This is a genomic window from Actinomadura sp. WMMA1423 (assembly GCF_006547145.1).
Lineage (GTDB): Bacteria > Actinomycetota > Actinomycetes > Streptosporangiales > Streptosporangiaceae > Spirillospora.
In genome coordinates this window covers 4,203,770-4,215,993 of the sequence record NZ_CP041244.1, presented here as the reverse complement: position 1 = coordinate 4,215,993, position 12,224 = coordinate 4,203,770, and the positions used below count along the sequence as shown (strand labels likewise).

The 12,224-nt window shown below is 71.7% G+C and carries 11 protein-coding genes; 7 read left to right on the top strand and 4 right to left on the bottom strand.

Annotated features, from left to right (window positions below):
- The first annotated feature begins 36 nt into the window (after window positions 1–36).
- The 4 genes from FKD65_RS19470 (at window position 37) to FKD65_RS19455 (ending at window position 2,716) form a co-directional block, all read left to right on the top strand.
- Window positions 37–1,119, top strand: a complete 1,083-nt coding sequence (locus FKD65_RS19470) for a suppressor of fused domain protein (protein ID WP_141578850.1) — start codon at window positions 37–39, stop codon at window positions 1,117–1,119.
- Between the two features lie 164 nt (window positions 1,120–1,283).
- Entirely contained in the window at window positions 1,284–1,607 is a 324-nt protein-coding gene (locus FKD65_RS19465) for an Lrp/AsnC family transcriptional regulator (RefSeq protein WP_141578849.1), read from the top strand.
- A gap of 135 nt (window positions 1,608–1,742) precedes the next feature.
- Window positions 1,743–2,252, top strand: a complete 510-nt coding sequence (gene msrA / locus FKD65_RS19460) for a peptide-methionine (S)-S-oxide reductase MsrA (RefSeq protein WP_141578848.1) — start codon at window positions 1,743–1,745, stop codon at window positions 2,250–2,252.
- A 119-nt stretch (window positions 2,253–2,371) separates the two neighbouring features.
- Window positions 2,372–2,716 (top strand): hypothetical protein, encoded by a 345-nt coding sequence (locus FKD65_RS19455; protein ID WP_141578847.1) that lies wholly within the window; start codon window positions 2,372–2,374, stop codon window positions 2,714–2,716.
- Window positions 2,717–2,737: 21 nt separating this feature from the next.
- Here FKD65_RS19455 and FKD65_RS19450 read toward each other — a convergent pair whose 3' ends face one another.
- A complete protein-coding gene (locus FKD65_RS19450) occupies window positions 2,738–3,874 on the bottom strand; it encodes a serine hydrolase (protein ID WP_141578846.1) in 1,137 nt (378 codons plus the stop codon).
- Window positions 3,875–4,033: 159 nt separating this feature from the next.
- Between FKD65_RS19450 and FKD65_RS19445 the strand changes: the two genes are divergently transcribed.
- A complete protein-coding gene (locus FKD65_RS19445; RefSeq protein ID WP_205718719.1) occupies window positions 4,034–4,474 on the top strand; it encodes a hypothetical protein in 441 nt (146 codons plus the stop codon).
- Between the two features lie 25 nt (window positions 4,475–4,499).
- On the opposite strand, the gene FKD65_RS19440 is transcribed toward FKD65_RS19445, so the two are convergent.
- Window positions 4,500–5,552, bottom strand: a complete 1,053-nt coding sequence (locus FKD65_RS19440; RefSeq protein WP_141578845.1) for a YafY family protein — start codon at window positions 5,550–5,552, stop codon at window positions 4,500–4,502.
- 62 nt (window positions 5,553–5,614) lie between these two features.
- Here FKD65_RS19440 and FKD65_RS19435 point away from each other — a divergent pair, with 62 nt between their 5' ends.
- The gene (locus FKD65_RS19435) at window positions 5,615–6,784 is read left to right on the top strand and encodes an epoxide hydrolase family protein (RefSeq protein ID WP_141578844.1); all 1,170 of its coding nucleotides are present in this window, start codon (window positions 5,615–5,617) and stop codon (window positions 6,782–6,784) included.
- 121 nt (window positions 6,785–6,905) lie between these two features.
- Here FKD65_RS19435 and FKD65_RS19430 read toward each other — a convergent pair whose 3' ends face one another.
- Together FKD65_RS19430 and FKD65_RS19425 are read right to left on the bottom strand one after the other, a co-directional pair.
- Window positions 6,906–9,365 carry an ABC transporter permease gene (locus FKD65_RS19430; RefSeq protein ID WP_141578843.1) on the bottom strand — a complete coding sequence of 820 codons (2,460 nt, stop codon included), beginning with the start codon at window positions 9,363–9,365 and terminating at the stop codon, window positions 6,906–6,908.
- Complete coding sequence (locus FKD65_RS19425; protein WP_368367262.1) at window positions 9,352–10,203, bottom strand: ABC transporter ATP-binding protein; 852 nt, start codon at window positions 10,201–10,203, stop codon at window positions 9,352–9,354. The genes FKD65_RS19430 and FKD65_RS19425 overlap by 14 nt, the downstream gene beginning before the upstream one ends.
- Window positions 10,204–10,624: 421 nt before the next feature.
- Here FKD65_RS19425 and FKD65_RS19420 point away from each other — a divergent pair, with 421 nt between their 5' ends.
- Complete coding sequence (locus FKD65_RS19420) at window positions 10,625–12,214, top strand: DUF1254 domain-containing protein (RefSeq protein WP_205718718.1); 1,590 nt, start codon at window positions 10,625–10,627, stop codon at window positions 12,212–12,214.
- Window positions 12,215–12,224: the final 10 nt, after the last annotated feature.

Genomic DNA, 12,224 nt, shown 5'->3' with positions numbered 1-12,224 from the left:
GGGCGGCGGTAGATCCGGCTGTGGTTGGATTCCGGCGTGGACCTGATCCGAGAGTTCTCGCCGGAGCGCTACGCCGACGCCCTGGACGCGTGGAAGTGGGCTGATCTCGGAGGCAAGGTCCCGCTCTTCGCGTCCCCGTTCGGGGACGTGTTCCTGGAGTCCGACGACGGCTGCTGGTTCCTCAGCGTCGTGGACGGCACGCTGACCCGGTGCTGGGACGGCGTCCAGGCCCTTCGGGCGGAACTGAACACGCCGGAGGGCCGGGAGCGCTACCTGATGGCCGGGCTCGCCCGGGAAGCGGAACGTGCCGGGATCATCCTCTCCGCCGGGCAGGTCTACGACTTCAGGCACCCGCCGATCGCCGGGGGAGCCGTCGCGGTCGACAACATCGAGGCCATCGACTTCGTGGTCGGGGTCAACGTCGCCGGCCAGATCCACGGACAGGTGAAGGACCTGCCGGAGGGAGCCGAGATCTCCCTCTCCACCGACGTGGAGCCTCCCGGCTGGGCGGCGATCGAACGGGTGTTGCGCGAGCTCTACGGCGACACCGAACCGGTCGGCACCTTCGCACCTCGGGTGCCGTACTCGGCCGGCGGCCCCGATCCGCTGGACGCGATCCGGATCTACGCGCTGGACGAGCCCCGCCCGCACTGGCACCTGGTGAGCTTCGGGATGTCCGAGCTCTACGGGAAGGTGACCGACGACCCGGAGGTGTCGGGCTCGGGCATCGAGTTCAGCCTCCGGATCGCTCGCGGGCCGCACGACGAGGCGCCGCCGAGCTGGTCGGCCGTGCTGTTGCAGCAGCTGGCGAGGTACGTCTTCGCGGAGCGGCCGTTCGCGCCCGGCCACACGATCCACGTGGCCCGCGGAACGTTCGGCGACCGTCCCGACCAGGGCCCGGGCACCGCGACCGAACTCGCTGCGCTCGCGTTCGCCGTCGACCCGGAGCTGGCCGTCCTGGACACCCCGCACGGCGAGGTGGCGTTCCTCCAGGTCGTCGCGTTGACCGAGGCGGAGTACGCCGCGGCGAGGGGCGGCAACGCGGCCGCCGTCCTGGAGCGGATCGAGCGCGAGGTACCCCTGCACATCATCGACACGACCCGCCGCGGCACCATGTGAACCCCGCGGCCGCCACCGCGCCGCCGGTGGCAGGCGTCAGAGGCGGCCGCCCTGGATGCGCCGGCGGGCCCGGACGCGGGCGGCCTCGGCCGGGGTCGAGCCGGTGGCGCGGGCGGTGCGCAGGATGCCGGCGAGGGTGTCGGCGAGCGCACGTCGCGTCTCGTGTGATCACCGGCTACCACGCCGAGATCAGCCTCCCCGCGCTCAACCGGGCGGTCCAGGCCCTGCTGCACGTCCAGGTGCGGCCTCTGAGCCGCACCGTGATCGACGGCTTCAAGGAGTACGCGATGGGGCTGCCCGAGGTGGTCTCGGTGTTCGTCGTGGCCGGCGGCGACGACTTCCTCGTGCACGTCGCCGTGCCGAGCGTGGACGGCCTGCACGCCTTCCTCATGGACAAGTTCAGCGGGCGGCGCGAGATCGTCGGGTTCCGCAGCTCGGTCATCTACCAGCACGCTCGAAAGCAGGTCATCGAACCACTTGACCTGTGAAGAGGCGACGCGGGCCGGAGCAGCCGGAACGCGCGTGCCCGGCGTGGACCGCCGGGCGCGGGGCGGCTGCGTGGAATAACGGTGGGGCGGCGTCCGCTGTAGTCATCGACGAAGGACACGAGGGGGACAGAGAACATGGCAACCGAGAGGGCACTGCTCGCGGGCGGCTGTTTCTGGGGGATGGAGGAGCTGTTCCGCCGTCAGCCCGGGGTGGTCTCCACGCGGGTCGGCTACAGCGGCGGCGACGTGCCCGACGCCACCTATCGCAACCACGGGTCCCACGCGGAGACCATCGAGGTCGTCTACGACCCCGACGAGACCGACTTCCGGGCGCTGCTGGAGTTCTTCTTCCAGATCCACGACCCCACGACCGTGAACCGGCAGGGCAACGACATCGGCACGAGCTACCGCTCCGCGATCTTCTACACCTCGCAGGAGCAGCGGAAGGTCGCCGAGGACACCATCGCCGACGTCGACGCCTCCGGTCTGTGGCCGGGCAAGGTCGTCACCGAGGTGGCCGCCGCCGGCGACTTCTGGGAGGCCGAGCCCGAGCACCAGGACTACCTCCAGAAGTACCCGAACGGCTACACGTGCCACTTCCCCCGCCCCGGCTGGAAGCTGCCGAAACGCGCCGCCCAAGCCTGACACCGCGGACGACGCGGGCAATCAGCGCGCGTCGTCCGTCCTCCTGACCGTGGCCGCACTCGCGTAGAGTGGCCGTTGAGGGTGTGGCCACACGCCTTTGCGGCGAGAGGTACCGGCCCATGAGGCTCGAACTCACCAACCACGAAGCCCTGCACGGCTGGGGCGTAGTCAACAACAGCGCCGGTTGGCATGCCCAGCGCAACCGCAAGCCCCCCGCGGCGGAACAGGCGGTCGGGTACATCCTCTTCACGGCCTACGACTGCCGGTCCAGCACCACGACCACGGTCGAGTTCACCGACGACGAGCGCGCGAGTCTCGCCGAGCTGGTCAGCGAACACATCGCGGCGTGGGGGAAGCGCGGCCAGGAGAACGCCGCCACACCCCACCTGCGCTCGCTGGTCGTGAAGCTCGGCGGCTCAGATGTCCGTACCGGGCAGCCCGCCGCGCAAGCTCCGCTTCGCTGACGGCGCAGGCGGCGCAGGCGGCTAGTCGGTGTCGCGGGCGCGGTCGGCCAAGGCCTGGTTCATTTCCAGTTCACTGTCCTCAAGGTTCCATTGGTCTGCTTGGGAGACCTGGTTGGTGACCCAGTAGACCATCGTGCCGTCGCGCAGGATCCGGCTGTAGCTGGCGAAGGACCAGTCGTTGCCGCCGTTGTGCCAGACGACCCGGCCGTCCTTGGTGCGCAGGACGCCCCAGCCGTAGCCGTACGCGGCCCGCATGCCGGGAATCCGGGCGTGGGGCTGGAACATCTCGGCCTTGGCCGCGGCGTTGAGGATCGTGCCTCCCAGCAGCGCGCGGTGCCACTTGAACATGTCGCGGCCGGTGGACAGCATGCCGCCGTTGCCGCGCAGGTTCCAGTACGGTCCGTCCGCGGCCCACGGATGGTCGAACGGACGTCCCTGGCTCGCTCCGTTCTCGTCGTACTCCACGGCGACCTGGGCCCAGGAGAATTTCGGCAGCACGTAGCCCGTACGGGTCATTCCCGCCGGTGCGAACAAGTACTTCGCCAGGAACCGCTCGTAGCTGGTGCCTGACACCTTCTCGACGACGGCGGCGAGCACGCTGAATCCCGTGTTCGAGTAGTGGAACTCCGTGCCGGGGCGGGACAGCAGCTTGGATTTCAGCGCCTCCTTCAGCATCTCGTCGCGGGAGACGGGGTCGTAGTCGTCACCGAGTCCGTTGGGCAGCCCGGCCGTGTGCGTCAGCAGGTGGTGCAGGGTGATGCCGCGTTTGTCCGGGGGCACCGGGCCGAGGAACGTGCTGATCCGGTCGGTCGTCCGGAGCCTGCCCATCATCTCCAGCTTCACGATCGCGGCCGCGGTGAACTGCTTGGTGATCGACATGACGTCGTAGACGGTGTCGCAGGTGGCCGGGGTCCCGGCCGCCCGGTCCGCCAGGCCGAAGCCCTTGCAGTGCACGAGTTCGCCGCCGCGGGCGGCGACCACCGTGCCGCCCGGTCCTGCGGGCAGCGTGCGGTCGAGGTACCGGGCGATCGAACGGTCGACGGGTTCGGGCGCGCCGTGGGCGGCCCTCGGCGCGCCCACGGCGTCGGCGCCGCAGCCGGCCACGGCCAGCGCGGCCGTGAGCGCCGCGGTGAGGGAGAGCGGACTGATCCGTTGCATGCGGTCTCCAGAGCGGTGTCTCGCGGGGATGGGCCAGAGGCTGGCGGCGGCGGACCGCGTCGATCAAGGGGTCCCGCCGTCCGAGCTTGTGCGAGACGCTGTACGGCCTGTTCAGCGTGGGACATAGTGGAGCGATCAACGAGCTATCGGGGTGAGATCGTGACCGCACCACCGTCACCGGACGTGGCCGCCGACGAGGCCGAGTTCGTCGCCGCGCTGCGGCGGCTCAAGGCCTGGTCGGGCCTCAGCTACCGGCAACTGGAGCGCCGGGCCGCGGAGGCCGGCCGGGTGCTGCCCTACTCCACCGCGTCCACCGCGCTCGGCCGCGAGACCCTGCCGCGCGAGGAACTGCTGGTCGCCTTCGTCCTGGCGTGCGGGCTGGACGATGACGAGGCGGCGGCCTGGGTGGCCGCCAGGAAGCGCATCGCGGTCGGTGACCGCGTCACCGCGACCGAGCCGAGAACGGCCCGGAGGCGGCGGTGGCGGCCCGCGATCGGCTGGGCGGCGGTGGCGCTGAGCCTGGTGCTCGCCGGCGGCACGACGCTCTCCATGCACGTCGGCGAAGAGGTCGAGACCGTGCAGAGCAGCGTGGGGAGATGACCCTGGCGGGCCGAGCGCGGCCCGCTCACGGACGCCGGGCCGAGTCCGCGCCGTCGCCTTCGCGGCCCTCGCTCACCCGGTCGATGGAGCGCAGGTAGCGCTCGCCCAGGACGGCGAGATGGTCGATCAGTCCGGGCGGTCCTGTGACCTCGAAGTCGAGCCCGAGCATGCCGATGTACACCGCGATGGTCTCGAGGCTGTCGGCTCCCGTGACGAGCACGCACTGCTCGTCGCCGACCGACTCGACCACGCCGACGGTGGCGTTGATACGCGACAGCACCTCCTCGGCGGAGGCGAACACCGTGATCCGGGCGTGCACCTTCCAGCCCGTCGAGGCGACGTCCCGCAGGACGAAGCCCGTGTAGTCGAGCCCGGGCAGCGGGGTCGGGGTGAACACGCGGCGGGTGGGCATGCGCGGGGTGATCCAGTCGACCCGGAACGTCGCCCAGGTCCCGGCCTGCGGGTCGCGCCCGACCAGGTACCAGCGGCGCGTCCAGCTGACGAGCCGGTAGGGCTCCACGAGCTTGGGGCCGGACGTCGCCGCCGTGCCCGAGGGCAGCTCGCCCTCCCGGCGGTCGGAACCGACGGTGTAGTCGAAGCGGAACCATTCGCGGTCGCGGACGGCCGAGGCGATCTGTGCCAGGACCGCGGCGTCGACCTCGGGGTCCTCGACGTTGGAACCGGTGTTGTGCGGCCCCTGCGAGGTGGACTGGTGGATCGCCGCCACCTGGCGGCGCAGCCGGTGCGGCAGCACCTGCTCCAGCTTGGCCAGGGCGCGGGCGCTGCTCTCGTGGATGCCGCTGATGCCGGTCGCGGCGCGCAGCCCGATGGCGATGGCGACGGCCTCCTCGTCGTCGAGCAGCAGTGGAGGCAGCTTCGTGCCGGCGCCGAGCCGGTAGGAACCGGTCGCGCCGCGCGTGGCGTCCACCGGATAGCCGAGCTCGCGAAGCCGCGCGATGTCGTTGCGGATCGTGCGGCTGCTCACGCCGAGGCGTTCGGCCAGTTCGGAGCCCGGCCAGGACGGTCGCGACTGAAGGAGCGAGAGCAGGGCGAGCAGTCTCGCCGAAGTGTCCAGCATGATCTGAATGATGCCGCACCATTAGGAATCAAGTCTTCCTATATGCGTTCTACTGTAAGGGCATGACGACGACGAAGTCCGCTTCTTCCGGTTCCTCCGACGCCTCCGCGATCCGTCCCTTCCGCGTGGAGATCGCGCAGGCCGAGCTCGACGACCTCGCCCTGCGGCTGGCCAACACCCGGCTGCCCCGCCCCGCCGCGGTCGACGACTGGGACCTGGGCACGCCGAACGACTACCTGCGCGAGACCGTCGACCACTGGCGCGACGACTTCGACTGGCGGCGGCAGGAGGCGCGGATGAACGAGTTCCCGCACTACCTCACCGACATCGACGGCCAGAACGTCCACTTCATTCACGTGCCCTCCGCCGAGCCGGACGCCACCCCCCTGCTGCTCATCCACACCTACCCCGGCTCGTTCGTGGACTTCCTCGACATGATCGGCCCGCTCACCGACCCCGTCGCGCACGGCGGACGGGCGGAGGACGCCTTCTCCGTCGTCGTCCCCTCGATCCCCGGCTTCGGCTTCAGCACCCCGCTGTCCGGCGGGGACTGGACGATGGCGCGCGTCGCCCGCACCCTCGACGCCCTCATGCGCCGGCTCGGCTACGAGGCCTACGGCTCGCACGGCAGCGACGCCGGCGCCATGGTCTCCAGGGAGCTCGGGCTGCTCAAGCCGCCCGGATACCTCGGGATGCACGTGCTCCAGCTGTTCTCCTTCCCGTCGGGCGACCCGGACGAGTTCGCCGGTTTCGGGCCCAAGGAGTACGCGGCGCTGGAGCACATGCAGTGGTTCCAGTCGGTCGGCGGCTACAACGCGATCAACGCCTCCCGGCCGCAGACCGTCGCGGTCGGCATCGCGGACTCGCCGGTCGGCCAGCTGGCCTGGAGCGAGCTGTTCAACTCCTTCGGCAACGGCACGAGCCTGGTGACCCGCGACCAGATCCTCACGCAGGTCACGCTCTACTGGCTCACCAACACCCAGGCCACCGCGGGCCGCTACCACTACGCCGAGGCGCACTCCGGCGCCGAACCGGCCGTCAACACCGCGCCGACCGGCGTCGCGGTCTTCGCCGACGACTTCCAGACCATCCGCTCCCTGGCCGAGCGCGACAACACGGGCATCGTGCACTGGAGCGAGTTCCCCACCGGCGGCCACTACGCCTCCCTGGAGGTCCCCGACGCGGTGACCGCCGACCTGCGCGCCTTCTTCGCGGCCCTGCGGAAGAACTGAACCTCAGGACAGCGGAGGGAGCGGGCCGGCGTCGGCCCGCTCCCTCCGTGTTCGCGCCGGGCACCCGCCCCGGCACCCCAGCCTGGAGGGCATCTGACCCGCTTCTGCCCCGCTTCCGGGGTCAGTCGCCGGTGGGTGCGGCATCGAAGCGTACGAGGGCGCGCCAGGCCGCGAGCCCGGCGGCGAGCGCGGCGGTCGCGGTGCACAGTGCGACGATCTGCCAGAGGTCGGTCCAGGGAAACGCCAGCGGTGGACGGTCGACGACCCGGCTCAGCGTGAGGTGTTGCGCTCCGAGCACCGATACCGCGGCGAGGACGGAGACCATGGTCCCGACGGCCACGGCCAGCACCGCCTCGCCGACGACGATCCCGATGATCTGCCGGCGGGTGGCGCCGGTGAGGCTCAGGGCGGATATCTCCCGGCGTCTCGCGGCGACGTTCGTCACGAGGGTGTTGACGAGGGCCAGAAGGGCGTAGGCCACCACGATGCCCAGGATGACGACGTTCGCGAGATGCGAGTCCTCCTTCTCGTCCTGGCCCGCTCGGTCCAGGTATGCGGAGACGGGCTGGATTCGCACACCCGCATCGCGCAGTTCGCTCGACCGCGGCGTCCCGCTCTGACCGGGGAGGTTCCGCAAGAACGCCGTGCCGGGCGGCAGGCCACCCGGGAGGTCGTCGGAGACGTAGGCCTCACCGCCTCCGAGCACCGAATCGACCACCGCGGCGACGCGGACGGTGACGCGGCGGCCGTTGCCGGTCCACGCCACGAGGGACCGGCCGACCTCCAGGTCGGCCGAGGCGGCCAGGTCCTCGCCGACCACGATGGCGTCGGCGGGCAGCGCGCGGAGCGAGCCACGCCGCACATGGGGCGTCACCACGTCTCCGAGGGCGCCGAGGTCGACGGCGCGTGCGTCCACCGCTTCGAGCACCGTGCCGTCCGTCGCGGCCAGGGAGACGACCTCGTCGGCCACTTCGACGCTCCGGACGCCGCCGGTGTGGCGCAGGGCGGAAAGAGCCGCGGGGCCGAAGGCGGCGCCGAGGTCCGGAGTGGCGATGAAGTCGGCGTGGACGGCGGCGGCGCGCTGGCGGGCGGCCGCCTCCCGGCCGACGGTCTGCATGCCGATCATGCCGGCGAACATGCCGACGGCGAGGACCACCGGCGTCACGATGGCGGCGACCCGGCGCCCGCCGTTGAGGGTGCTCTGCCGCAGCACCAGCCCGAGCGCGCCGGAGCGCATCAGCGGCCAGGTCACGGCCCGTGCCACGGGGCGGGCCAGCACCGGCGAGAGGATCGCGAGACCCGCCGCGCACAGGACCGGCACCTCGAAGTAGTTCCCGGGGTTCGCGGCGCTCGACGGGCTGATGACGGCGAGCACGGTCGCGACCGTACCGACGGCGACCAGGATCAGGCTCCCGAGTATCCACCGCGCCGGTGACATGACACGGGGTGAGGCCATCGTCTCCCGCAGGGCGTCGAGTGGCCGGGCGCGGGACGCGCGCCACGAGGCGGTGGTGGAGCCGAGGACGGCCGCCCCGGTGCCGACCAGGAACGCGATCACCAGCGCCCCGGGATGGAAACCGACGTGGAACCACTCCGGAGCCAGCCCGTTGGCCACCATCCAGGAGCGCAGCAGCAGGCCGGCGGGGACTCCCAGCAGGCAGCCCAGCAGCGCCGCGGCGGCGCCGACCACCGCGGTCTCCGCGCGGACCATCCGGCGGATCCGCGCGGGGGAGGCGCCCACCAGGCTCAGCAGCGCCAGTTCCCGTGACCGCTGCTCGACGACGAAGGCGAACGTCGCGATCAGGACGAACACCACGACCAGGACCGAGAGCCCGGTGGTCATCTGCACCACGGACCGGGCTCTGCCGACGCCGCCGACGGTGGCCGGATCGGCCAGCCGCCGCAGGTCGCCGGCGAGCACCGCGGCGCTCCCGCCGGCCAGGCGGGCGCGAACCGCGGAGGCCGGCGCCTGGACGGCCACCGCGTTCACGGCCGGGGACAGGCGAGCAGCCTCCGCGTCGGTGAAGAAGACGGCGTCCTCGAACGACTTGCGCCCGGTCGCGCCGACGACGGTGTACCAGGCCGTTCCCAGCGGCGTCGCCAACCTGACCCGCTCACCGGGTGCGGGGGAGTCGGCTTCACCGGACGCAACGACGATCTGGTGGTCATCGACCGGCCGGTGCCCCGCGACCAGTTCGTAGGAGGCGAGGGAGGACGAGGACCACCCGTGCCCCACGGCCGCGATCCCCGCCCCGGTCCCGCCCGGCCGCCGAACCGCGAAGCTGCGGTCCGCCACGGCCCGTCCGGCGCCGGACGCCCGATCCACGGTCTCTCGGGACAGTCCCGCCGGGAGCGGCAGCGGCTGCCCGGAGCCGTCGACCGGGACGACGACGCTCTGAGCCGCCGCGAAACGCCGCGGCTCCGGAGCGGGCGTGCTCGTCGTCGCCACCAGGAGGTGGACGCTGGCGGCCGTGATCATCGTCCCGACCGCCAGGGCCACGAACGCGCCCACGAATCCGGACCATCGCCGCCTCACGCTGGCGACTGCCAGTTCCCAGGTCAGCCGGTCAATCCCGCGCACGGACGGCACCTTCCTCACCGGGCCGGGTGGCCTCGCGACCGCCCTGTCCGTCGGCCCATCGACCGGACTCCAGCAGCGTCATGCGCGCGGCGATCCGCTCCGCGCTCGCACCGGCCAGATCCCCGGCGAGACGTCCGTCGGCGAGGAAGGCCACCCGCTGTGCGTGCGCCGCGGCCACCGGATCGTGGGTCACCATGATCACGGTCGTTCCGCTCCGCGCCACGGTGTCGCGCAGCAGGGCGAGCACCTCCCGCGACGAACGAATGTCCAGCGCCCCGGTGGGCTCGTCGGCGAACAGCACCCGGGGGCGGGTGACGAGCGCGCGTGCGAGCGCGACCCGCTGTTGCTGACCGCCGGAAAGCTGCGTCGGCAGGTGGTCGGCGCGGTCGGCGAGTCCCACCCGCTCCAGGGAGTGCGCCACCCGGTCCGCGTCGGGTGTACGCCCCGCCAGCCGGACGGGCAGTTCCACGTTCTGCTTCGCCGTCAGCGTCGGGATCAGGTTGAACGCCTGGAACACGAAACCGGTGTGGTCGCGCCGCAGCTCGGTCAGGGCCCGCCGCGACAGCCGCGCCGGATCCTGGCCGACCAGCCGCACGAGGCCACCGTCCACGCGGTCCAGCCCCGCGGCACAGTGCAGCAGCGTCGACTTGCCGGAGCCCGACGGCCCCATGATCGCGGTGAACGTCCCGGGCCCGAAGTCGAGCGACACACCGTCCAGGGCGGCCACCGCGGCCTGCCCCTCCCCGTAGCGGCGAACGGCGTCCTCCAGCCGGACCACCACCGGCAGGCCGTCCGCCGGGTCCGAGCCCCTGCGGTTCCGGCGTCTTCCTATGCGCACTGCAACCCAGCCTTCTCACACGGTAGCGGTTCGAACTCGACGTACCGGCGAGCTCGCGAAGATCACGAAGGCAAGTCTCGGCGCCGGTGACCCCCCTCGCCATCGGGGAGACCCCTGAGCGATCCCGGACCTCTCGGCCCGTCCACTAAGGGTCGTCCCGGAAGCGAAGAAGCGATCCGCGCCCGACCCGGACTCCCCGACCCGGCCGCCTGCGGCCTCATGGTGCCGGCCGACGAGGGCTACCGAGCCGACACCTCATTGTTTGCGGCATCAGACCCCAAAGGCCGGCGCAGTTCCGTCATCTCCGCACCCTGCCAAGTAATATGAAACCAATGCCGCTGGACATTGCGTTTGGTGGTGTTTCGCGACAGGTATGGGTTCTTGGTCGAGAGGGGGCCTCTCCCGAGAACGGAGCGATGCCTTGCAGCAAGCCGGACGGATCCCGCCTCAGGTCATCGAGTCGCTCTCGACGCCCGAGCGGGTGGAGACGCATTTGGGCACCCTGGAGTTCCCGCTGGGCAGGCCCACCGACGAGACCACCGACCGCCTCTACGACCATCTGGACCACCTGCACGCCGTCCGAGGATTCCTCGACGCGTACTCCGGGGTCAATATGTGGGCGGCGCGCAAGGGTTTCCTGGAGGCCGGGATAAGCGACCACGACGTCCTGCTCTTCTCGGAGTTCATGGATTCCGAGACGCTCGTGCTGACAGGGAACGCGGACACCGTCTATTTCGTGACGTTCCTCGACCTGACCGAGGGGCCGCTGGTAGTGGAAATGCCGCCCCTCTCCCTCTGCTTCGTCAATGACATGTGGTTCCGCTGGGTCGCGGACCCCGGTATGGCCGGGCCGGATCGCGGTGCCGGCGGCGAATACCTCTTCGTGCCGCCGGGTTATGAGGGGCCTCTCCCGGAGGGCGGCTTCTTCGTCCAGCCGACCCGTACCACGCGGCTCCTCCTGGGCGGGCGGGCGTTCCTGGAGGGCGACGACCCGAGGCCGGCGGTCGAGCGCATCAAGCAGGGGCTGCGCATCCACCGCTACACCCCCGGGTTCTTCGGGACCGGCATCGGGGAGATCGTCACCGGGGGCACGGCCCCGCCGTCACCGTGGACCGCCGAGACATGGACCGCCGCGCTCCGCAGGCCCGACCCTCCGCGCTTCGTCGAGGGCACGGGGTTCGCCGTGAACACGGTCCCGCCCGCGGACGCGACGTACTTCGACTTCGCGAGCGAGCTCGTGCACGACCAGCCCGCCGAGGCGCTCGATCCCGAGATCGCCGGTGCCCTGGCCGCGGTCGGGATCGCCAAGGGCCGGCCCTTCCGGCCGGACCAGCGGATGCGGGAGATCCTCGCCGAGGCGGCCGCGGTGGGGAACGCGACGGCCCGTACCCTCGCCTGCCGCCCGCGCCCGGACGAGGGGGCGCACTTCTACGGTGCGTCCTCCCAGTGGATCAACGGCCTGCTCGTGGCCGGCTACGACTTCATGACCCCGCCCCCGGACATCACCGACCGGGGAGTCGAGCTCCGTCCGAGCGACGGCGCCCGCAAGCTGAACCTGCGGTCCTGGTGGTGGTACCTGGGCGTGGGCATCAGCCCGGCGTTCACCGCACCGCTGACCGGGGTCGGCTCGCAGTACCTTTTCGCGTTCGCGGACCGTCGGGGCCGGACCCTCGACGGGGGCGAGCACTACCGCCTGGTGCTGCCGCCGGACGTCCCCGCCGCCCGTTTCTGGTCGTGCACCGTCTACGACAGCCAGACCCGCTCGATGCTCTCCACGCCGCAGCGCTTCCCCCGGGCCGGCAGCCAGGACTATCCGACGCCCGCGGCGACCGCCGGCGCGGACGGCACGACCACCGTGCGCTTCGGGCCAGACCGGCCGGGCGGCGTGCCGGAGGGCAACTGGATCCAGACCGTTCCGGGCAAGGGCTGGTTCGTCGTCCTGCGGCTCTACAGCCCGCTGCCGCCGTTCTTCGACAGGACCTGGCGCCCGGGCGAGGTCGAACCGGCGTGAGGTAGGCGGC

Coding starts and splice junctions, on each gene's coding strand:
- FKD65_RS19450 (WP_141578846.1), bottom strand. CDS start 3,874: ATGCAACGGATCAGTCCGCTCTCCCTCACCGCGGCGCTCACGGCCGCG.
- FKD65_RS19440 (WP_141578845.1), bottom strand. CDS start 5,552: ATGCTGGACACTTCGGCGAGACTGCTCGCCCTGCTCTCGCTCCTTCAG.
- msrA (WP_141578848.1), top strand. CDS start 1,743: ATGGCAACCGAGAGGGCACTGCTCGCGGGCGGCTGTTTCTGGGGGATG.
- FKD65_RS19435 (WP_141578844.1), top strand. CDS start 5,615: ATGACGACGACGAAGTCCGCTTCTTCCGGTTCCTCCGACGCCTCCGCG.
- FKD65_RS19455 (WP_141578847.1), top strand. CDS start 2,372: ATGAGGCTCGAACTCACCAACCACGAAGCCCTGCACGGCTGGGGCGTA.